This is a genomic window from Streptomyces sp. NPDC030991, from assembly GCF_055571235.1.
In genome coordinates this window covers 26,675-48,009 of record NZ_JBVIFR010000035.1, presented here as the reverse complement: position 1 = coordinate 48,009, position 21,335 = coordinate 26,675, and the positions used below count along the sequence as shown (strand labels likewise).

Below are 21,335 nucleotides of genomic sequence, written 5' to 3'. Positions count from 1 at the left end.
GGCGTCTGCCGGGGGGCGGTCTCGTCGCGGGCCGACGGCCGGTGGGGGCGGGCCGGGGGGGGGTCCCCCCCCCCCCCCCCCCCCCCCCCTCTCTCCCCCCCCCCCCCCCCCCCCCCCCCCCCCCCCCCCCCGAGCCGCGCTGCCCGGCGCTCAGAACCCGTGGCGGTTGCCGCCGTCGACCGGCAGCATGACGCCGGTCAGGTAGGAGGCGGCCGGGGACAGGAAGAACGCGGCGGCCCGGCCGAACTCGGCCGGCGTCCCGTACCGCCGCAACGGGATCTTCGACTCGTTGGCCACCCGGGTCGCCTGCGGATCGGCCGACATCGCGTCCAGCTCGCGCACGCGGTCCGTGTCGATGCGGGCCGGCAGCAGCCCGACGACGCGGATCCCGCGCGGCCCCAGCTCGTCGGCGAGGGACTTGGCGAACCCGGCGAGGCCCGGCCGCAGCCCGTTGGAGATGGTCAGCCCCGGGATCGGCTCGTGCACGGAGCCGGAGAGCACGAACCCGATGACTCCGCCCTCGCCGAGCTCCGCCGCCGCGGCCCGCGCGAGCCGCACCGCACCGAGGAACACCGACTCGAACGCGGACTGCCACTGCTCGTCGGTGTTGTCCGCGACGAAGCCGGGCGCGGGCCCGCCGACGCTGACGAGGATCCCGTCGAAGGCGCCGAACTGCTCCCGCGCGACGGCGATCACCCGCTCCGCGACCCGCGGATCGGCGTTGTCGACGGCGATCCCGAGCGCGTTCGGGCCGAGCTCGGCCGCCGCGTCCTTGGCCTTCTGCTCGTCGCGCCCGGTGATGACGACCTTCGCGCCGTCGGCGACGAGCTCACGCGCGGCGGCGTTGCCGAGGCCGCGGGTCGCCCCGGTGACTACGTAGACACGGTCCTTCAGTCCAAGATCCATGCCCCCTATCCTGCCTCTCCCGCGTCGCAGGTGCCGAACAGGGTCAGCGCGGTGGTCACGAGACCGATGTGGCTGAACGCCTGCGGGAAGTTGCCGAGCTGGTGCCCCGCCCGGGGGTCGTACTCCTCGGCGAGCAGCCCCACGTCGTTGCGGAGCGCCACGAGCCGTTCGAACAGCTCCCGCGCCTCCTTCGTGCGCCCCGTCATGTGCAGCGCGTCCGCCAGCCAGAACGAGCAGACGAGGAAGGCACCCTCGTCGCCCGGCAGGCCGTCGACGGTGCGTTCCGTGCTGTAGCGGCGCACGAAACCGTCCCGCGCCAACTCCTCGCGGACCGCGTCGACCGTGCCGATCACCCGCGGGTCGTCCGGCGGCAGGAAACCCACGCGCGGGATGAGCAGCGTCGCCGCGTCGAGCTCCGTGGAGCCGTAGTGCTGGGTGAAGGTGCCCCGCTCGGCGTCGTAGCCGCGCTCGCACACGTCCTGGTGGATGGTGTCGCGCAGCTTGCGCAGCCGTTCGAGGTCGCCGGGCAGGGACGGATCCTCCTCCATGGCGCGCACGGTGCGGTCGGCGGCGACCCAGGCCATGACCTTGGAGTGCACGAAGTGGCGGCGCGGACCGCGCACCTCCCACAGCCCCTCGTCGGGCTCGCGCCAGGCCTCGTGCAGGAAGTCCAGGAGCGACAGCTGCAACTGCCAGACGTGCGGTTTGTCGTGCAGCCCCGCGTTGCGGGCCAGCGCGAGCGAGTCGACGACCTCGCCGTACACATCGAGCTGCAACTGGTGCACGGCGTCGTTCCCGCTGCGTACGGGCCGGGAGCCACGGAAGCCGTCCAGCCAGGTCAGATCCTGCTCGGGCAGCCGGCGCTCGCCCGCCAGGCCGTACATGATCTGGAGCTTCGCCGGGTCGCCCGCCGCCGCGCGCACCAGCCAGTCGCGCCACGCCTCGGCCTCGTCCAGGTACCCGGCCGAGACCAGCGCGTTCAGAGTGAGCGTGGAGTCGCGCAGCCAGCAGTAGCGGTAGTCCCAGTTCCGTACGCCGCCGATCTCCTCCGGCAGCGAGGTGGTGGGCGCCGCGACCATGCCGCCGGTCGGCGCGAACGTGAGCGCCTTCAGCGTCAGCAGGGAGCGGAGCACGGCCTCCCGGTGCGGGCCGTCGTAGCGGCACCGGTCCGCCCACGCCTGCCAGTCCGCCAGGCTGTGCCGCAGCGACTCGTGCGGGTCGATGAGTTCGGGGCGCGGGTGGTGCGAGGGGTGCCAGGTCAGCACGAAGGCGACCGTCTGGCCCGCCTCCACGGTGAACTCCGAGTGGGTGCCGAAGGACTCGCCCCACGTGTGCACCTCGGGCTCGCTGCGCAGCCAGGCCGCGTCCGGCCCCGCCACGGCGACCCGGTGCCCGTCGCTGCGCCGCACCCACGGCACGACGTTGCCGTAGTCGAAGCGCAGGCGCAGGGTGCCGCGTACGGTGACGCGCCCGCTGAGCCCCTCGACGATCCGGACGAGATCGGGCGCCTCGTCGCGTTGCGGCATGAAGTCGGTGACCCGGACATGCCCCTCGTCGGTCTCCCACTCCGTGTCCAGGATCAGGGAGCCGGGCCGGTACGCGCGGCGCGTACAGTCGCCGGCGCCCTTGGGGGCGAGGCGCCAGTGGCCGTTCTCCTCGTCGCCGAGCAGCGCGGCGAAGCAGGCGGGGGAGTCGAAGCGGGGCAGGCAGAGCCAGTCGACAGAGCCGTCCCGGCCGACCAGGGCCGCGGTCTGTTCGTCGCCGATGAGGGCGTAGTCCTCGATTTGTGGGTGCACGCGGAGCGAGTTCCCGGCGCGCTGCCCCGGCAATCCAGCACGGGACCGGCCGAGTGAGCTAGGGCGTGTTTTGAAAGTCCTGCCTGCCCCGCGACGCCTGGCACGCACGCTCGCCGCGTTGCCGGAACGCCCGCATAGCTCCGCTATGAGGGCGCCCCGGCGCCTTGCGATCGCACGCACCAGACGCCGCGGGGCCCGCCCTTCGGGCGGACGACGGGACTTTCGAAACACGCCCTAGACCGCGGCGGGCGTGGTGTCCTCGGTGGTCCGCTCCGAGGCCGGCTTGTCGCGGCGGTCGCGCAGTTCGCGCCGGACCAGGACCACCCAGCCGACGGGCACGGCGGCGGCGAACAGCCACCACTGGATCGCGTACGCGTAGTTCAGCGCGGAGTCCTCCTTGCCGGGCCTGCCGATCAGCTCGGGGGTGTCGCCCTTCGGCTCGGGGGCGGTCTGCGCGATGTAGCCGCCGAGCACCTGGGCGTCGAGGCGCTTGGCCTGCTGTCCGCTGTTGACCAGCATGATCTGCCGGTCGGGCAGGCCCTTGAGGTTCTTGATGCCGCTCGCCGCGGTCGTCTCGTCGGGCATCAGACGCCCGGTGACGGTGGTCTCGCCGCGGGGCGGGACGGGGATCTTCGGGAAGGCGGACTGGCTCGGTCCGTTCGCCGGGATCCAGCCGCGGTTGACGAGCAGTACCTTGCCGTCCGCCAGCACGAACGGGGTCAGGACGTGATAGCCGACCTCGTCGTCGGAGTTGGTGCGGCGCCGCACGACGACCTCGCGGTCGGTGTCGAAGCGGCCCTTGGCCGACACGGCGTGGTAGCGCTCGCCGCTGGTGACCGTGTGCCCCGGCGAGGTCAGCTTCTCCACGGGCACAGGCTTCGCCGACAGCGCGTCCGTGACCAGCTGGTTGCGGGCGGCGCGCTCCTCGTAGCGGTGCATCTGCCAGATGCCCAGCCGGATCATCGTGGGGATGAGGACGAGGGCGACCAGGGTGAGGATCACCCACTGCCGGGTCAACAGGAAGCGGTACACCCCATGACCGTACAGCTCGGGCATGGGGTGATTTCAGGGGGGTGCGCCCGGTTGGGGCGGGCGGGCCGGGGAGCTGCTCAGACGTTGTCGACGATGCCCACCATCCCCTCCGCGCGGGAGCAGTGCGCCCCGCAGAACCAGTGGCCCTCGACCTCGACGCCCTGCCCGATGATGCGGCACCGGCAGTGCTCGCAGATCGGTGCCATGCGGTGGATGGCGCAGGAGAAACAGTCGAAGACGTGGACCGCTCCCTGGGCATGCACCTCGAAGGACATGCCGTAGTCGTTTCCGCAGACTTCACAACGTGCCATGCGCCACAGGGTGGGCTCCGGAGCGGCGCCGGGCGAGCGGGCGCGGGGCGAGTCGCCCCGTAATCACCCGTCTGTCGCGTCCACCGCCCCGAGCGCCCTACGCACTCTCGACCGTCTGCAACAACTGCCCGAACGCCGCCTCGTCCATGACCGGCGTCCCGAACTGCTTCGCCTTCACGACCTTCGACGTGTACGAGTCCGGGTCGTTGGTCACCAGCAGACTCGTCAGCCGGGACAGGCTCGTCGCGATGTGCAGCCCCGCCTCGACCGCCCGGTCCTCGAGCAGCTCCCGGTCGACCGAGGTGTCCCCGGAGAACGCGACCCGCATGCCCTGCTTGAGCGGTTTGCCCGGTTCGTAACGGCCGGGGTTCGGGTACGGGCACGCCGGCCGCTTCCGGGAGGGGCGCCAACTGGCCGCGCCCCCGCCCCGGTAGGAGGCCTCCGGCTGGCGCGGCACCGCCGGCTCCGACCACTCCGTGAGCGGGCGGCACTCCAGGAGCGGCAGCCGTACGTTCCCCGCGGCGGCGGCCCGCAGGCTCGGCAGGAACGCCTCCGCGAGCACGCGCGCGTCGTCCAGCGCGTGGTGCGCGCGCTCCTGGACCACGCCGAAGTGCGCGGCAAGCGACTCCAGCTTGTGGTTGGGCAGCGGCAGCCCCAGCTCCTTGGAGAGCGCGATGGTGCACAGCCGCTGCCGGACCGGGGCGGTGCGCCGGGCGCGCGCGTACTCACGGGCGATCATCGACCAGTCGAACACCGCGTTGTGCGCGACCAGGACGCGGCCGTCGAGGCGCGCGGCGAACTCCTCGGCGATGTCCGGGAAGAGCGGCGCGCCCGCCAGTACATCGGTCGTCAGACCGTGGATCCACACCGGCCCCGGATCGCGCTCCGGGTTGACCAGCGTGTACCAGTGGTCCTCGACCACGCCCTGCGCGTCGAGCCGGTAGACGGCGGCCGAGATTATCCGGTCGTCCCTGGAGAGACCGGTGGTCTCCACGTCGACGACCGCGTATCCCTCGGGGTACGCGGTCGGCCAGGGGGCTGCGGACGCAACGGTCGGGCGGTCTTCGAGCATGGTCCCTGAGGATACGGGCCCGGACTGACACTCCGGTCGCCGCCCGCCCCGTGCGACCGCACCCGGATCAAGTGCCCGGACCCATGAGGGAGTTCACCAGCGCGCGCACGGAGGTGGTGAACAGCCGCTCCGTGTCCACCGGCGTGGCGAGTGCCCGCGCGAGCGCCCGGTCGTCCTCGGCGGCCTCCTCCCGCGCGCCCCACAGCTCCTCCTCGCCGGGACGCTGCGCGGGGGCCCGCTCCCGGTTCCGCTCGACCAGCACGTGCCCGACGACCTGGAACTGCACCGCGCGCACGGCCTCGGCGGCGCGGGCCCCGCGCAGCCCCGCCGCGTGCACCTCGTGCACCAGAGCCCGTTGCGCGGGCAGGAACATCCGCTCGGTCAGCCCGCGCTCGTGGACCATCGCGACCAGGTGCGGATGGGCCCGCAACTGCCGGCGCAGCGTCCGCGCCACGGAGACGACGCGCTCCCGCGGGGTGGCCCCGCGCGGCCGGATCGCGCCGAGATCGGCGACCGTGCGCTCCACGAGGGCGTCGAGCAGCGACTCCCGGTTGCCGACGTGCCAGTAGATCGAGGTGACGGCCGTGCCCAGTTCGGCCGCGAGCTTACGCATGGTCAGCGCCTGCGGGCCGTGCTGCTTGACCAGGGCCGCGGCGACGGCGAGCACCTCGTCCCGGGTGAGCGGTGCGCGCGCCATGGGTCGCTCCTTCCGCCTGCTTCCCCGGACCGGCCGGTGCACGTGTCTTTACCCTTCATCGCCGTCGGTGTAACTGTGTTACAGACGCCACGCGAACGACCCCCGACACGTCACGGACGAAGGGCGGTACGACATGGCACGCGTACGGTACGGAGCGCGCACCGAGGCGGAGATCGCCGCGGCGCGCACCGCGAGCAGCAAGCTTCCCGACATCTGGTCCACCGGTGTGGTCGCCGTGTGGGAGTCCGACCCGGACACGGTCGCGGCGGTGCTGCCGCCGCCGCTGAAGCCCGCCGCGCGACCGCTGGTGCGGGTCAACATCAGCAGGGTCGAGCTGCCGGGCTACCCGCTGGGCGCCGGCTCGGTCGCGGTCGCCGCCGAGCACGGCGGGGTGGCGGGCTGGTATCCGCTCGTCATGCCGATGACGCACGAGCGGGCCCTGATCGGCGGCCGTGAGGTGTTCGGCGAGCCGAAGAAGCTCGGCGACGTCACGGTGGAGCGCGACGGGCTCGTGGTGCGGGCGGCGCTGGCCCGGCACGGCATCGAGTTCGTGGAGGTGCGGGGCGCCGTCAGCGGGAGCCTGCCCGTGCCGGAGCCGACGCGGAAGACGGACTTCTACTTCAAGTTCCTGCCCGCGGTGGACGGTTCGGGGTTCGACGCGGACCCGGTCCTCGTGCACTGCGTCCGCAACGAGAAGGTCAGGAAGCTGGAGCGGATCACCGGCGACGTGGTGCTGCGGGAGTCCATGTTCGACCCGGTCGCCGACCTTCCCGTCCGCAGGCTCGTGGAGATCACCATCGGCGAGAAGACCACCGACCAGAAGGGCCGGGTCGTCGAACGCGTCAGCGGCCAGGCCCTGCTGCCCTACATCCACCAGCGCTACGACGACCCGCAGCAGATCCTCGACGGCCCGCCCGCGGGGAGCGCCTGATGCGGCTGGAGGCGGGGCAGGTCGCCGTCGTCACGGGCGCGGCGAGCGGCATCGGGCTCGCCCTGGCACGTCGGTTCGCGGCGGACGGCCTGAAGGTCGTCCTCGCCGACGTGGAGAAGGGCGCCCTGGAGAGCGCGGCCGAGGAGCTGCGGGCGGACGGGGCGAGCGTGCACGCGCGCGTGGTCGACGTCGGGGAGCGCGAGCAGGTGGTGGCACTGGCCGAGGAGACGTACGCCACGTTCGGCGCCTGCCACGTGCTCTGCAACAACGCGGGCGTCGGATCGGGCGCGGAGGGCCGCATGTGGGAGCACGAACCCAACGACTGGAAGTGGGCGTTCGCCGTCAACGTGTGGGGCGTCTTCCACGGCATCCAGGCGTTCGTGCCGCGCATGCTCGCGAGCGGTGAGCCCGGGCACGTCGTCAACACGTCCTCCGGGGACGGCGGGATCGCCCCGCTGCCGACCGCGTCCGTGTACGCCGTCACGAAGGCGGCCGTCGTGACGATGACCGAGTCGCTGTACGCGCATCTGAAGGCGGAGCACGCGCGCGTGGGCGCGTCGGTTCTCTTCCCCGGACCCCACATGCTCCGTACGGGCCTGTGGGAATCGCACCGCAACCGGCCCGACCGGTACGCCAAGGAGCGGCCCCGCAAGACGCCCTACCGCAGCCTCGGCCAGTGGGAGGCCGCCATGAAGGAGGCCGGTCACGAGGTCGCCTTCACCCCCGTGGAGGAGGTGGCGGACCTCGTCGCCGAGGGCATCGCGGCGGACCGGTTCTGGCTGCTTCCCGACAGCGAGCACAGCGACCGGCAGATCCGGGCCAGGTCGCGGTCGATGCTGGACCGGACGAACCCGGCGTATCTGGAGAGCTTCATCCTCGACTGACTCCTTTGAGGAGGGACGCACGATGAGCAACCAGGATCCGTACCTGATCATCTCCTCCGACTGCCACGCCGGACTGCCCACCGAGGAGTACCGGCCCTACCTCGACAGCCGTTTCCACCGCGCCTTCGACGACTTCCTCGGCGAGCGGGACGCCCGCCGCGAGGAGGCCACCCGGCTCGGCATCCGCAACGACGCCTTCGCCGCCAAGTGGTTCGCCGACAACGAGGAGGGCCTGCGCGGCGGCTGGGACGCGGCGCAGCGCCTCAAGGAGCTCGACGGCGACGGGGTGGCCGCGGAGGTGGTCTTCCCCGACGCGGACGCCGTCGACAGCCGGACGGCCGCCCCCTTCGGCGTCGGGCTCGGCCTCTCCGGCGACCAGGATCCCGAGCTCGGCATGGCGGGCGCGCAGGCCCACAACCGCTGGCTCGCCGAGTTCGTCTCCCAGAACCCCGGGCGCCACTGCGGCGTCGCCCTGCTGCCCATCACCGCGGACCCCGGCAAGGTCGTCGCCGAGGTGCACCGCGCCAAGGAGTCGGGCCTCGGCGCCCTGATGATCCCGTCCATGTGGGTCGACAAGGACCCCTACCACGCGAGCCGCTACGACCCCGTGTGGGCGGCGGCCGCCGAGTGCGGGATGCCCGTCATGACGCACTCCGGGGCGGCGCCGCGCCACGAGTACGGCGACCATCTCGGCATCTACGTGAGCGAGGTGACCTGGTGGCCCGCGCGTCCCCTCTGGTTCCTGCTGTGGTCCGGTGTCTTCGAGCGGCACCCGGGGCTGCGGTTCGGCGTCGCCGAGTCGGGCTGCTGGTGGCTGCCCAACCTGCTGTGGTTCATGGACCGCCTCTACCTGGGCGCCCACGGCGGCAAGAAGCTCTCCCCGTTCGCCGAGCTGAAGCGCCCGCCGCACGAGTACCTCGACCGGCAGATCTTCGTCTGCGCCACCAACACCAAGCGCCGCGAACTGGCCCAGCGCTACGAGATCGGCGTCGACAACATCCTGTGGGGCAGCGACTTCCCGCACCCCGAGGGGACCTGGCCGGACACGCGCGCGTGGTTGCGCAGGACCTTCCACGACATCCCGGTCGACGAGAGCCGCCGGATGCTGGGCCTGGCCGCCGCCGAGGTCTTCGGCTTCGACACCGCCGCGCTGGCCCCGCTGGCGGCCCGGATCGGCCCGACCCCGGCCGATCTCGGCCAGGACACCGACCAGAGCGCCGTCGAGGCGTCCTGGGCGCGCTCGCGCGACGTGGGCCGGCACTGGCTGACCGACCACGACTTCCCGGCCCTGGGAGTGACCCCGTGACCCGCTCCCCGGACAGGTACACGGTCATCTCGGCGGACTGCCACGCGGGCGCCGACCTCCTCGACTACAGGCCGTACCTGGCGCGCGCGCACCACGACGCCTTCGACGCGTGGGCCGCCACCTACGTGAACCCCTACGCCGACCTGCTCGCCGACACCGCCGACCGCAACTGGAACTCCGGCCGGCGCATCGCCGAACTGGAGCGCGACGGCATCGTCGCCGAGGTCGTCTTCCCGAACACCATCCCGCCGTTCTTCCCGTCGGCGTCCCTGATGGCACCGGCGCCCACGCGCGCGGAGTTCACCCGGCGCTGGGCGGGCCTGCGCGCCCACAACCGGTGGCTCGCGGACTTCTGCGCCGCCGCGCCGGGCCGCAGGGCGGGCGTCTTCCAGATCCTCCTCAACGACGTCGAGGAGGCGGTGAAGGAGATCCACTGGGCGGCCGAAGCGGGCCTGAAAGGTGGCCTGTTGCTGCCCGGCACCCCGCCGGGCTCAGGGCTGCCCGAGCTGTACTCGGCGACGTACGACCCCATCTGGCGGGCCTGTGCCGAGCTCGGTGTGCCGGTCAACCACCACGCGGGCTCGGCATCCCCGCCGCTCGGCGAGGAACCGGCCGCGCGCGCCGTCTTCATGGTGGAGACGACCTGGTTCTCGCACCGCGCCCTGTGGCACCTGGTCTTCGGCGGCGCCTTCCGCAAGCACCCCGACCTGAGGCTCGTCCTCACCGAGCAGGGCTCCGGGTGGATCCCCGGCGTGCTTGACATGCTGGACTACTACCACGGGCGGCTCGTCGCGGCGGCGTCGAAGGCGAGCACGGCGGAGTCCAAGTTCGGTGCGGGGCTCGCCGATTCGATGGGCAAGGGCCCCTCCACCGTATGGCGGGAGAACTGCTACGTAGGCGCCAGTTTCATGCGCCCGCACGAGGTGCCGCTCCGCGACCGCATCGGCCTCGACAAGATCATGTGGGGCAGCGACTACCCGCACGACGAGGGCACGTACCCCTACACCCGCGAGGGCCTGCGCATCGCCTACGCGGGCCTGCCCCGCGAGGAGATCGCCGCGATGGTCGGCGGCAACGCCGCCCGCGTCTACGGCTTCGACCTCGCCCTGCTCGACCCGATCGCGGCCCGGGTGGGTCCCACGGCCGCCGAGATCGACGAGCCGCTCAAGGAGCCGCCGGCCGACGCGACGAGTCCGGTCTTCGCGAGGGGAGGGTCGGTCCGGGTCTGGTGATGCGTGCGGGGGCCCCGGCGGGATCCGGCTGCGTACCGGCGGTAATACTTGTCGGTAACAACCCCTAGCCGGGGCCCGCCACCTGCCCTTACGGTGCACGCATGTCGTCGCCGAACCTGCCCGATGTCGTGCTCTGGTCGATACCCGCCTTCGTGCTGCTCACCCTGGTCGAGATCGTGAGCGTGCGCATCCACCCCGACGAGGACGCCGCCGGGTACGAGACCAGGGACGCGGCGACCAGCATCACCATGGGCCTGGGAAGTCTCGTCCTCGACTTCCTCTGGAAGATCCCCATCGTCGCGATCTACACGGCCGTCCACGAACTGACCCCGCTGCGCGTGCCCGTGCTCTGGTGGACGGTCCCGTTGATGCTCCTCGGCCAGGACTTCTTCTACTACTGGTCGCACCGCGGGCACCACGTCATCCGCATCCTGTGGGCCTGCCACGTCGTGCACCACTCAAGCCGCAGGTTCAATCTGTCGACCGCGCTGCGCCAGCCCTGGACGAGCCTCACCGTATGGCCGTTCTACCTGCCGCTCATCGCGTGCGGCGTACACCCCGCGGCGCTCGCGTTCTGCTCGTCGGCCAACCTCGTCTACCAGTTCTGGATCCACACCGAACGCATCGACAAGATGTGGCGCCCCTTCGAGTACGTCTTCAACACGCCCTCCCACCACCGCGTCCACCACGCCTCCCAAGGCGGCTACCTGGACCGGAACTTCGGCGGCATCCTCATCATCTGGGACCGGCTCTTCGGGTCGTGGGTCGCGGAGGGCGACCGGCCGGTGTTCGGACTCACCAAGAACATCAGCACGTACAACCCGCTGCGCGTCGCCACCCACGAGTACGCGGCGATCGCCCGGGACCTCAGAGCGGCGGCCGACTGGCGCGAACGGGCCGGCCGGGTCTTCGGTGGCCCCGGCTGGCAGCCCCGGCCCGCCGAGGTGCGGGGCGCCCCGCGGAAGGTCCCCGAGGGCGCCGCGTGACCCTGCCCGCAGCGCTGCGCACCGGCTTCCTCGCCGTCTGCGCACTCGATCTCGGCGCACTCCTCGCCGGCTCGGGCGCCGCGCACACCGTCGCCAAACCGCTCCTCATGCCCCTGCTCGTGGCGTACGTCGTCGCGCGCGGCGGCCCCCGCCTGCTCCGCGCCGCCCTGCTGTGCGGATGGGGCGGCGACGTCCTGCTGCTGTTCGACGCGGACGCCGCGTTCCTCGCCGGGATGGGCTGCTTCGCCGCCGGGCACGTCTGCTACCTCGTGCTCTTCAAGCGGTACGGGACGCCACGCGCGCGGGGAGCCCTGCTCGGCGCGGCGTACGGCATCGCCCTCGTCACGACGGTCGCGGCGCTCCGGCCCGATCTGCCCGGGGACATGCGCGGGCCCGTCGCCGCCTACAGCGTGCTGCTCACCGCCATGGCGTACGGCGCCTCCCGGCTCGGCCCCGTCGCCGGCGTCGGCGGCGCGCTCTTCCTGCTGTCCGACTCGCTCATCGCCATGGGCGTCGCCGGCTGGCCCGCCCTGCCGCGCCCCGACTTCTGGATCATGCTCACCTACGTTGCGGCGCAGTACCTCCTGGTGCGGGGGGTGCTCGGGGAGCGGGCGGCGCCCGGTGCGGCGTACCGTGAAAGGAGCCCCGAGATCCGGCGCGCACCGCACTGACCTGCGCGCCGCCGACATCGCGACGACGACCACGAGCAGCACCTTCGCCAGCAGGGTGCGGTCGTAGGCCGTCGTCGTCAGCCGGTCGAGGACCGTGCTCGGCGGCGGCCTCGCGTGCGCCCCTCACCCACGGTCGGTCCATACCGGCTCGTCCGCGCCCCAGCGCCCCGGCGGCCGGGCCCAGTCGGTGGGCCCGCCGGTGAACGCCACGGGCGGCAGCGCGTACCGGAGCCGCCCCAGCGCACTGTCGGTCTCCGCCAGCCACGGGGCGGGCGCGGGCGGATCGCCGAAGGTCTCCGGCTCCCGGGGCACTTCGTTCACCAGCCACCCCGCCGTCCGCGCGAGCGCGAGGCTCAGCACCCGGGAACCGCCTTCCCGCGCCTGGTCGGTGAGCGCGCGCAGGACCCCCGCCGCGAGCAGGTACCCCGTGCCGTGGTCGAGCGCCTGCGCGGGCAGTGCGCCCGGCTCGGCCACCGAGCCCTCGATCGCCGCGATGCCGGTCGCCACCTGGACGAGGCTGTCGAAGCCGCGCCGCCCGCCCCAGGGTCCGTAGGCGCCCCACGCCGACAGCGACGCGACCACGAGCCCCGGACGCCGCTCGACGAGCGCCTCCGGCGTCAGCCCGAACCGGTCGAGCGCGCCCGGCCGGTACCCCGTGACCACCACGTCGGCGCCGGCCAGCAACTCCTCGAAGACCCGCCGGTCCGCGCCGCGCGCCAGGTCCAGCCGCGTCGAGCGCTTCCCGAAACCGGTGTCGGCGTGCGCGTCCGGGTCCTCGGGCAACTGCGGCGCGTCGATCCGCAGCACGTCCGCCCCGAGCAGGGCGAGCGTGCGCGTGGCGACCGGGCCCGCGATGACCCGGGTGAGATCGAGGACGCGCGGCGGGGCGGCGCCCCGCACGGCCCGCGGCGCGGCGTCGTCGAACCGTTCCCGGGTCAGCAGCGGGCGGGCCGCCACCGCGCCGCCCTGCGGATGGGCCGCCCACTGTTCGGGCGTGCGCAGCGCGACGGCCAGGCCCCCGGCCGCGTACACCGTCTCCTCGACCTCGTACGCCGAACGCTCCGCGAGCAGGTCCGCCACCTCCTCCACGGAGGCGTCCGCGCCCACGCCGAGGGCCGCGCGCAGCCGCGCCCGGTGGTGCGGGTAGTTGGCGTGCGTCCGAAGCCAGCCGTCCCGGGTACGCCAGAAACGCGACAGGGGGGCGAAGTTGACGGGCGCCCGGCCGTCGACGAGCAGGTGCCGCTCGCTGGTGAAGGCGGTCGCGAGCGCGCCGTCGTCGACCCGCACCTCGGCCACCGGCCGCCCCGCGCGCGTGGCGGCCAGTTCCGCACCCGCGAGCGCGCACGCGCCCACGCAGGCACGGGCCAGGCCGAGCACGGGAAGGCGCGCGGGCAGCGAGCCCGCGCGCGCGAGGTACGAGATGCGGGACAGCAGGGCGGGGTCGCCGCCGAGTGCGTCCCAGACGGCTGCGGTGCCGGGTTCATGGGTCATGCAGGCACTATGCCGGACGGGCGGCACGACATCGCGGGGAGGGGCCGCCGGCCCCTCCCCGCGATACGGCCGAGCAGCTAGCTACTTGGTGACGGCGTCCAGCGCGTCCGCCGTCCCCGCTCCGTAGAAGCTGTTCTTGTTCTTGCCACCCACACACACCGCGTCGACCGTGCCGTCGCCGTCGATGTCGTACGGGGTGGTGCACGGCGTCGCGTCAACCTCCTGGTAAAGGAGCGCCTTCACCCGCGCCGCCGACGCGTGCGGGTGCGTCGACTTGATGAGGGCGACGACGCCCGCGACGTGCGGCGACGCCATCGACGTACCCGCCTTGTAGCCGTACTTGCCGCCCGGCAGCGTCGACAGGATCAGTCCGCTGGTCGCCGGGGGAGCGGGCGTCTGGTACGCGGTGCTGTCACCGCCGGGGGCCGTGATGTCGACGACGTTCCTGCCCCAGTTCGAGTACGACGCCTTGATGCCCTTGGCGCCCGTGGCCGAGACGGTGACGACGCCGGGCAGCTGCGACGGGATGTCCAGGCAGTCCTTGGTCCTGACCGTCCGCGGCACCGGTGTCGTGTCGTCGGGCGAGGAGTCGTCGACGATCTCGTCCTGCGCGAGGTCCGTCTCCGCGTTGCCGGCCGCCGCGACGTTCACGGCGCCCTTGCGCTCCGCGTACCGCGAGGCCCGGGTGACCGCCGTGACGAGCGCCTTCTGGTCGGCGTCCGTCTTGCAGTTGAACAGCCACGGGTCCGTGTAGTAGCTGGAGTTGGTGACGTCGACGCCGTGATCGGCCGCCCACACGAAGCCGCAGACGACGGCCTCCGTGTAGTACATGCCGGTGGCCGGCTCGGCCACCTTCAGGCTCGCCACCTTCACGCCGGGCGCGACCCCGGTGATGCCGACGCCGTTCTTCGCGGCGGCGATGGTGCCCGCCACGTGCATGCCGTGGTCGGACTCACCGGCCACCGGCCGCCACGCGTTGTCCTTCTGGACCGGCACGCCGCCCAGGCAGCTGGCCGACGCCTTCCGGTCGAAGTTCGGCGCGATGTCCGGGTGGGTGTCGTCCACGCCGGAGTCGAGCACGCCGACCGTCACCCGGGAGCTGCCCAGCGACTTCTCGTGCGCCCGGTCCGCCTTGATGGCGGGCAGGTCCCACTGGAGCGGCTCCAGCGGATCCTGGGCCGAAGTCGCCCGCGCGGCGGCGCTCTTGGCCTCCTGGGCGGTCAGCACCTGCTCGGTGGCGAGGTCGTCGCTTGACTGTGCGGCCAGCGGCGCGGTGCGCGTCGCACCGGCCGACTCGACACCCCGCACGGACCGGACGGTCTTCGCGAAGTCCGGGTTCTTGGAGTGGACGACGAGGACGCCGATCTTGTCGTACGCGATGACGACGCTGCCGCCCGCCTTGCCGATCGCCTGCCGCACCCCGACCGAACCCCCGTGCCCGGAACGGACGTTGACGACGTAGCTGAGCTGGGGTCCGTCCGTGGCGACGGGCGCCCCGGCGGCCGCCGCGTTCGGCACGACGGCGAGCGCGGACGCCACGGCGAGACCCGCGGGCGCGGCCAGGGCGCGGATGAGACGCGTTCTCACGTGTGCGGCCCTCACTTCTTGACGGCCTTGAGGGCATCGGCGATGCCGTAGCCGTAGAAGCCGTTGCGCTGCTTGCCGCCCTCGCAGGTCGCGTCGACGACCCCGTCGCCGTCACCGTCGTACGAGGCCGGGCAGACCTCCTCGTCCGCCTGGGCCTTCATCAGCGCCTGCAACTGCGCCGGGGACGCCTTCGGGTGCGTCGACTTCAGCAGCGCCGCGACACCGGCCGCGTGCGGTGACGCCATCGACGTGCCCTGGAGCCAGCCGTACTCGCCGCCCGGCAGCGTGGAGAGGATGCGGCCGTTCTTCGACGGGGTGTCCGCCGGGATCTGGTACTTGTCACCGCCCGGCGCCGCGATGTCGATCACGCCGTTGCCGTAACTGGAGTAGTACGCCTTGGACTTGGTCACGCCGGTCGAGCTGACCGTGACGACGCCGGGCAGCTGCGTCGGGATGTCGAAGCAGGTGTGCGGGTCGATCGTGCGGTTCACCGGGGTCGAGTCGTCCGGGCTGGTGGTGTCCAGGATCGCGTCGGCGTCCAGGTCGTGGTTGGAGTTGCCCGCGGACGCGAAGCTCAGGGTGCCCTTCTTCTGGGCGTACAGCTGGGCCCGGTTCACCGCGTCGACGATCGCCCGCTGGTCGGGGTCGTCCACGCAGTTGTACATCCACGGGTCCACGTAGTAGCTGTTGTTGGTGACCTCGATGCCGTGGTCGGCGGCGAACACGAAGGCGCACACGACGCTCTCCGGGTAGAACAGCTCGCTGACCGGGTCGGCCACCTTGATGCCCGCGACCTTCACGCCCGGCGCGACGCCCGCGACGCCGATCCCGTTGCGCGCGGCGGCGATCTCACCGGCGACGTGCGTGCCGTGGTAGTGGTCCGGGTTCGCGGGCCGCCAGGCGCCCGGCGAGGTGTCCGCCTTGCCGCCGACACAACTCGCCGACTGGGAGGCGGAGAAGTTCGCGGCGAGATCGGGGTGGGTGTCGTCCACGCCGGTGTCGATGACGCCGACGGTGACCTTCCGGCTGCCCGGGTTGATCTGCGCGGCCTTGTCCGCGCCCATCGCCCGCAGATCCCACTGGTCGGCCTCCAGCGGCTCCTGCGCCGAAGTGGCCTGTGCCGCGGCGGCCTTGGCATCGGCCTTCGACAGCTTCTGCACGGCGCCCTCGTCGGTCGTGCCGGCGAGGCTGAGCGGGGAGGTGCGGGTCGCGCCCGCGGTGGCCACGCCCCGCGCCCTGCGTATCTGCTTGCCGAAGTCGGCGTTCGAGGAGTGGACGACGAAGACGCCGATCTTCCCGTACGTCTCGACTATGGAACCGCCGGCCGCCGATATCGCCTTCCGCACGGAGGCGAGGGTGCGTCCGTCCGTGCCGCGCGTATTCACCACATACGCGAGCGAGTCCGCTGAATCCGCAGCGTCCGCCGAAGTCGCCGTCACCGAGGGCGAGTCGGCGGACACGGCGGCCGCGGACGGCAGGAAGCCGAAGGAGGCCGTGAGCGCCATGCCGATCGGCAGAGCGAGGGCCAAGCGACGTCTGGCAGGCAGATGAGCCATGGGATCTCCACATCATCCGTCGTATTCGCTGAATACGGAAAAGCCCGAACACGGCGGTGCTCGGGCAGGTACATGACGCGTGGTGCGGTGTGAACGTATCTCTAGTCACCGCAGGTCAGCAACGAGTTCCGAAAGAAAGCAGGGGAGTTGAACCACGGCGTGCGTGCCCCCGTGCCGTTGTGCAAGGGGCACGTGCACGATCCGGCCCCCTGTTGGATCACGTCGGGGAGCCCTACGATCGCGACCCGGCTCAGGTGATCCACGTCACTGTGAGACCCCGTCCCCGACAGCACCCGCATCACAAGGAGACTCCGTGGCCACCGACGCACCACCACCCCAGAAGGGCAGCCCCGACCCCGGCCGGATCCTGCCCTCCACCGAGGAGTTCGTCGCGGCGCAGGAGAGCGCGGAGTTCGCCGAACTACGCAAAGCGCACCGCTCGTTCGCCTTCCCGCTCACCGTCGCCTTCATCGCCTGGTACCTGCTCTACGTCCTGCTCTCCAACTACGCGGGCGACTTCATGGGCCACAAGCTCTTCGGCAACATCAACGTCGCCCTGGTCCTCGGCCTCGCCCAGTTCCTCACCACGTTCCTCATCGCCTGGTGGTACTCGCGGTACTCCGCCGCGAAGCTCGACCCGAAGGCCGCAGCCATCAAGTCCCGTATGGAGGGCGGCGCATGAGCCCCGCACTGCACGTACTCGCCGCCGGAGAAGCGGGCGAGCACCGTCCGCTGATCATCAGCCTGTTCGCGGTGTTCGTCGCCGCGACCCTCGTCATCACCGTATGGGCGGGCCGGCAGACCAAGAGCGCCGCCGACTTCTACGCGGGCGGCCGCCAGTTCACCGCCTTCCAGAACGGCCTCGCCGTCTCCGGTGACTACATGTCCGCCGCGTCGTTCCTCGGCATCGCCGGCGCCATCGCCCTCTTCGGCTACGACGGCTTCCTCTACTCCATCGGCTTCCTGGTCGCCTGGCTGGTGGCGCTCCTCCTGGTCGCCGAACCGCTGCGCAACTCCGGCCGGTACACGATGGGCGACGTCCTCGCCTACCGCATGCGCCAGCGCCCCGTGCGCACGGCCGCGGGCACGTCCACGATCGTCGTCTCGATCTTCTACCTGCTCGCGCAGATGGCCGGCGCGGGCGTCCTCGTCTCGCTGCTGCTCGGCATCACCTCGGACGCGGGCAAGGTCGGCATCGTCGCCCTCGTCGGCGTCCTGATGATCGTGTACGTCACCATCGGCGGCATGAAGGGCACCACCTGGGTGCAGATGGTCAAGGCCGTGCTCCTGATCGCGGGCACGATCCTGCTGACCTTCCTGGTGCTGCTGAAGTTCGACTTCAACATCTCGGACCTGCTGGGCACCGCCGCCGACAACAGCGGCAAGGGCTCGGCGTTCCTGGAGCCCGGCCTCAAGTACGGCGCCACGGCCACCTCGAAGATCGACTTCATCTCGCTCGGCATCGCCCTCGTACTCGGCACCGCCGGCCTGCCGCACATCCTGATCCGCTTCTACACGGTGCCGACCGCCAAGGCCGCCCGCAAGTCCGTCAACTGGGCCATCGGCATCATCGGCGCCTTCTACCTGATGACGATCGCGCTCGGCTTCGGCGCCGCCGCCCTCATCAAGCCCGCCGAGATCATCGCCTCCAACCCGGCAGGCAACACGGCGGCCCCCCTGCTCGCCCTCCATCTGGGCGGCGTCGACTCCAACTGGGGCGCGATCCTGCTGGCGTCGATCTCCGCCGTCGCGTTCGCCACGATCCTCGCGGTCGTCGCGGGCCTCACCCTCGCCTCGTCGTCCTCGTTCGCGCACGACATCTACGCGAACGTCATCAAGAGGGGCAAGGCGAGCGAGAAGCAGGAGATGCAGGCCGCCCGCTGGGCCACCGTCTTCATCGGCATCATCTCGATCGGCCTGGGCGCCCTCGCCCGCGACCTCAACGTGGCGGGTCTCGTCGCCCTCGCGTTCGCCGTCGCCGCGTCCGCGAACCTGCCGACGATCCTCTACAGCCTCTTCTGGAAGCGGTTCAACACCAACGGGGCGCTGTGGTCGATCTACGGCGGCCTCTTCACCGCCGTCTTCCTCGTCCTGTTCTCCCCGGTCGTCTCCGGGAACCCGAAGACGTCCATGTTCAAGGGCGTCGACTTCCACTGGTTCCCGCTGGAGAACCCCGGCATCATCTCGATCCCGGTCGGCTTCCTGCTGGGCGTCGTCGGCACCTACGTGGCCAAGGAGAAGGCCGACAAGGGCAAGTACGCCGAACTGGAGGTCCGTTCCCTCACCGGCACCGGAGCCCACTGACCCCGCCCGCCTCGCGCCCCCGTCGTGGACCGCTGGTAGCTCTCTACGACGGGGGCGCGGCATGCTCGTGGGATCGCAGGCCTGCCTCTGTCGGACCCGTCACGTAGGCTCGGAGGCGTCAGGCAGGACACGTCTCAGGGAGGGGGCCCACGTGCTCATCGACACCTATGGCCGAGTCGCCACCGACCTGCGGGTCTCGTTGACCGACCGGTGCAATCTGCGCTGCACGTACTGCATGCCCGAAGAGGGCCTCCAGTGGCTGGCCAAGCCGGACCTGCTCACGGACGACGAGATCGTCCGCCTCGTCCGCATCGCCGTCACGCACCTGGGCATCACCGAGGTCCGCTTCACCGGCGGCGAGCCCCTGCTCCGCCCCGGCCTGGTGGGCATCGTCGAGCGGGTCGCCGCGCTGACCCCCCGCCCCAGGATGTCCCTGACGACCAACGGGATCGGCCTCAAGCGCACCGCGGCGGCCCTGAAGCAGGCGGGCCTGGACCGGGTCAACGTCTCGCTGGACACGCTGCGCGCCGACGTCTTCAAGACGCTGACCCGCCGCGACCGCCACAAGGACGTCATCGAGGGCCTCGCCGCCGCCCATGACGCGGGCCTCACCCCGGTGAAGATCAACTCGGTCCTGATGCCGGGGCTGAACGAGGACGAGGCCCCCGAGATGCTGGCCTGGGCGGTCGAGCACGGCTACGAGCTGCGCTTCATCGAGCAGATGCCGCTCGACGCCCAGCACGGCTGGAAGCGCGACGGCATGATCACCGCGGGCGACATCCTCGCCTCCCTGCGTACGCGCTTCGAGCTCACCGAGGAGGGCTCCGAGGAGCGGGGCTCCGCGCCGGCCGAGCGCTGGGTCGTCGACGGCGGCCCGCACCGGGTCGGCGTCATCGCCTCGGTGACCCGCCCGTTCTGCTCGGCCTGCGACCGCACCCGCCTCACCGCCGACGGCCAGGTCCGCACCTGCCTCTTCGCCACGGAGGAGACGGACCTGCGCGCGGCGCTCAGGGCGCAGGGCCCCGACGAGAAGGGCGACGAGGACATCGCCCGGCTGTGGAAGCTCGCCATGTGGGGCAAGAAGGCGGGCTCGGGCCTCGACGACCCGTCGTTCCTCCAGCCCGACCGCCCGATGTCGGCGATCGGCGGCTGACCCCGCACTCCCAGTGGTCACCGGGGGCGCCTCACTCCGTGCGGGCGTCCCACTCCTCCAGCGTCATGACGTCCTTCAGGAAACCGCGGACGCCGAGGAACTGGGCGAGGTGTTCACGGTGTTCCTCGCAGGCCAGCCACGTCTTGCGCCGCTCCGGCGTGTGGAGCTTCGGGTTGTTCCACGCGAGGACCCACGACGCGTCGGCGCGGCAGCCCTTGGCCGAGCACTGGGGGGTCGTGGGGGACGGTCCGGAGAGGTTCGCGAGGTTCACGCGTTCACCCTAGACGGCCCGGAAAACGCCGCTGGGAACGCCCCGGAAATGGCGACGCCGAGCAGCCACGGGGGGAGCTGCCCGGCGTCGGTCCGTCGCTCCGACGGGGGATGCGGAGCGCGTACGCAGTATGTCACGCGCGACCCGTTGCCCGGCACCTGAACTACATGATTGATCTGAGCTTTTCTTGAGCTTCGGACACCGTCCGGGCGGGGTCGCTCAGGGCGCCGGAGCCGGCGATGTCAGCCGCGCTCCTCCGGGACGGATTCCGCCCCGCCACCGGCCGCTGTCGGCGCGATCATGGGGCGGGTCGGGGCGGGCACGAAGGTCGAGGGCAGCCCCGGCGCGTTCTCCCGGCCCGCGTTGGCGAAGACCACGGCGACGTAGGGGAGCAGGGCTCCGAGCACGAGCGTCACGATGGCGACCGGCCGCTCGACGTTCCACAGGACCGCCGTGAGGATCACCGAGAGTGTGCGGACCGACATCGAGATGACGTACTTGCGCTGACGGCCGCGCACATCGTCCGCGAGCCCCTGCCGGGCCCCGGTGATCCGGAAGACCTGTGCTCCGCCGTTACTGCTGCGTTTCCGCATCACACTCCACCACCCGACCATTCGCCGGACTCTCCCCGGCCCGGACCGGCCTCCACCGTACGCCCGGGGTGCGTCGGCCACGAGACCGGGGGAGGCCCGGGCCGGGCGTGTGGCCTGCGTCGTACCGCGTATGGACCTGCCCGACATGCGCCGTACGGCGTACGGACAGAAACTGATCGAACGGTGCGCAGGCGCGTACTCGCACGCCGCATGAGGAGGCGACGGCATGAGCTGGTTGTGGGCAATCATCGTGGGACTCGTGCTCGGTCTGATCGCGAAGGCGATCCTGCCGGGCAAGCAGCAGATCCCGCTGTGGCTGACGGCGGTCTTCGGAATCCTCGGCAGCGTCCTGGGCAACTGGGCGGCCACGGGCCTCGGCGTCAACGACACCAAAGGCATCGACTGGATCCGGCACCTGCTTCAGCTGATCGGCGCCGTGGTGGTGGTCGGCGTCGGCGAAATGGTCTGGGTCTCCCTGCGCGGCAAGAAGCGCAGGGCATAGCGCAGGTCCAGAGCGCAGGGCGGTACCGAACCCCGAAAGGGGGCCGAATCCTTC

Annotated in this window: 21 protein-coding genes; 10 read left to right on the top strand and 11 right to left on the bottom strand. The window is 71.9% G+C overall.

Annotated features, from left to right (window positions below; all coding sequences use genetic code 11):
- Positions 1–150: 150 nt before the first annotated feature.
- From ACZ45E_RS37745 to ACZ45E_RS37720, 6 genes are all read right to left on the bottom strand, one after another.
- Positions 151–906, bottom strand: a complete 756-nt coding sequence (locus ACZ45E_RS37745) for an SDR family oxidoreductase (RefSeq protein WP_468230467.1) — start codon at positions 904–906, stop codon at positions 151–153.
- Between the two features lie 5 nt (positions 907–911).
- Positions 912–2,702, bottom strand: a complete 1,791-nt coding sequence (locus ACZ45E_RS37740) for a glycoside hydrolase family 15 protein (protein ID WP_468230465.1) — start codon at positions 2,700–2,702, stop codon at positions 912–914.
- A gap of 234 nt (positions 2,703–2,936) precedes the next feature.
- A complete protein-coding gene (locus tag ACZ45E_RS37735) occupies positions 2,937–3,734 on the bottom strand; it encodes an SURF1 family cytochrome oxidase biogenesis protein (protein ID WP_468230470.1) in 798 nt (265 codons plus the stop codon).
- Positions 3,735–3,811: 77 nt separating this feature from the next.
- Complete coding sequence (locus ACZ45E_RS37730; RefSeq protein WP_324772345.1) at positions 3,812–4,045, bottom strand: hypothetical protein; 234 nt, start codon at positions 4,043–4,045, stop codon at positions 3,812–3,814.
- Positions 4,046–4,142: 97 nt separating this feature from the next.
- Positions 4,143–5,117, bottom strand: a complete 975-nt coding sequence (locus ACZ45E_RS37725; protein WP_468230463.1) for a DEDDh family exonuclease — start codon at positions 5,115–5,117, stop codon at positions 4,143–4,145.
- Positions 5,118–5,184: 67 nt separating this feature from the next.
- A complete protein-coding gene (locus ACZ45E_RS37720; RefSeq protein WP_468230460.1) occupies positions 5,185–5,814 on the bottom strand; it encodes a TetR/AcrR family transcriptional regulator in 630 nt (209 codons plus the stop codon).
- Between the two features lie 133 nt (positions 5,815–5,947).
- Here ACZ45E_RS37720 and ACZ45E_RS37715 point away from each other — a divergent pair, with 133 nt between their 5' ends.
- The 6 genes from ACZ45E_RS37715 (at position 5,948) to ACZ45E_RS37690 (ending at position 11,824) form a co-directional block, all read left to right on the top strand.
- On the top strand, positions 5,948–6,745 hold the full coding sequence (locus ACZ45E_RS37715) for an acetoacetate decarboxylase family protein (protein ID WP_468230458.1): 798 nt from the start codon (positions 5,948–5,950) through the stop codon (positions 6,743–6,745).
- Positions 6,745–7,629: an SDR family NAD(P)-dependent oxidoreductase gene (locus ACZ45E_RS37710; RefSeq protein ID WP_468230455.1), complete on the top strand. Its 885-nt coding sequence runs from the start codon at positions 6,745–6,747 to the stop codon at positions 7,627–7,629. The genes ACZ45E_RS37715 and ACZ45E_RS37710 overlap by 1 nt, the downstream gene beginning before the upstream one ends.
- Positions 7,630–7,651: 22 nt before the next feature.
- Complete coding sequence (locus ACZ45E_RS37705; protein WP_468230453.1) at positions 7,652–8,935, top strand: amidohydrolase family protein; 1,284 nt, start codon at positions 7,652–7,654, stop codon at positions 8,933–8,935.
- A complete protein-coding gene (locus ACZ45E_RS37700; RefSeq protein ID WP_468230450.1) occupies positions 8,932–10,167 on the top strand; it encodes an amidohydrolase family protein in 1,236 nt (411 codons plus the stop codon). Before ACZ45E_RS37705 ends, ACZ45E_RS37700 begins: the two co-directional genes overlap by 4 nt.
- Positions 10,168–10,268: 101 nt before the next feature.
- Positions 10,269–11,153, top strand: a complete 885-nt coding sequence (locus ACZ45E_RS37695) for a sterol desaturase family protein (protein ID WP_468230448.1) — start codon at positions 10,269–10,271, stop codon at positions 11,151–11,153.
- Complete coding sequence (locus tag ACZ45E_RS37690; RefSeq protein ID WP_468230445.1) at positions 11,150–11,824, top strand: lysoplasmalogenase; 675 nt, start codon at positions 11,150–11,152, stop codon at positions 11,822–11,824. The genes ACZ45E_RS37695 and ACZ45E_RS37690 overlap by 4 nt, the downstream gene beginning before the upstream one ends.
- A gap of 123 nt (positions 11,825–11,947) precedes the next feature.
- On the opposite strand, the gene ACZ45E_RS37685 is transcribed toward ACZ45E_RS37690, so the two are convergent.
- The 3 genes from ACZ45E_RS37685 to ACZ45E_RS37675 form a co-directional block, all read right to left on the bottom strand.
- Positions 11,948–13,315, bottom strand: coding sequence for a CoA transferase (locus ACZ45E_RS37685; protein WP_468230442.1), 1,368 nt, complete (start codon positions 13,313–13,315; stop codon positions 11,948–11,950).
- An 81-nt stretch (positions 13,316–13,396) separates the two neighbouring features.
- On the bottom strand, positions 13,397–14,917 hold the full coding sequence (locus ACZ45E_RS37680; protein ID WP_468230439.1) for a S8 family serine peptidase: 1,521 nt from the start codon (positions 14,915–14,917) through the stop codon (positions 13,397–13,399).
- Entirely contained in the window at positions 14,914–16,458 is a 1,545-nt protein-coding gene (locus tag ACZ45E_RS37675; protein WP_468230436.1) for a S8 family serine peptidase, read from the bottom strand. Before ACZ45E_RS37675 ends, ACZ45E_RS37680 begins: the two co-directional genes overlap by 4 nt.
- Before the next feature lie 313 nt (positions 16,459–16,771).
- Between ACZ45E_RS37675 and ACZ45E_RS37670 the strand changes: the two genes are divergently transcribed.
- The 3 genes from ACZ45E_RS37670 to moaA all read left to right on the top strand — a co-directional run bounded on the left by ACZ45E_RS37670 (position 16,772) and on the right by moaA (position 19,915).
- A complete protein-coding gene (locus tag ACZ45E_RS37670; protein WP_468230434.1) occupies positions 16,772–17,140 on the top strand; it encodes a DUF485 domain-containing protein in 369 nt (122 codons plus the stop codon).
- Positions 17,137–18,762: a solute symporter family protein gene (locus tag ACZ45E_RS37665; protein ID WP_468230432.1), complete on the top strand. Its 1,626-nt coding sequence runs from the start codon at positions 17,137–17,139 to the stop codon at positions 18,760–18,762. Before ACZ45E_RS37670 ends, ACZ45E_RS37665 begins: the two co-directional genes overlap by 4 nt.
- 151 nt (positions 18,763–18,913) lie before the next feature.
- A complete protein-coding gene (gene moaA, locus ACZ45E_RS37660; protein WP_468230429.1) occupies positions 18,914–19,915 on the top strand; it encodes a GTP 3',8-cyclase MoaA in 1,002 nt (333 codons plus the stop codon).
- 31 nt (positions 19,916–19,946) lie between these two features.
- Here the strand turns inward: moaA and ACZ45E_RS37655 are convergent, their stop codons facing one another.
- Together ACZ45E_RS37655 and ACZ45E_RS37650 are read right to left on the bottom strand one after the other, a co-directional pair.
- Complete coding sequence (locus ACZ45E_RS37655; RefSeq protein ID WP_468230427.1) at positions 19,947–20,186, bottom strand: hypothetical protein; 240 nt, start codon at positions 20,184–20,186, stop codon at positions 19,947–19,949.
- Between the two features lie 242 nt (positions 20,187–20,428).
- Complete coding sequence (locus tag ACZ45E_RS37650) at positions 20,429–20,779, bottom strand: DUF3099 domain-containing protein (RefSeq protein WP_468230424.1); 351 nt, start codon at positions 20,777–20,779, stop codon at positions 20,429–20,431.
- Positions 20,780–21,005: 226 nt separating this feature from the next.
- On the opposite strand from ACZ45E_RS37650, the gene ACZ45E_RS37645 reads away from it, so the two are divergent.
- Entirely contained in the window at positions 21,006–21,281 is a 276-nt protein-coding gene (locus ACZ45E_RS37645) for a GlsB/YeaQ/YmgE family stress response membrane protein (protein ID WP_468230421.1), read from the top strand.
- Positions 21,282–21,335: the final 54 nt, after the last annotated feature.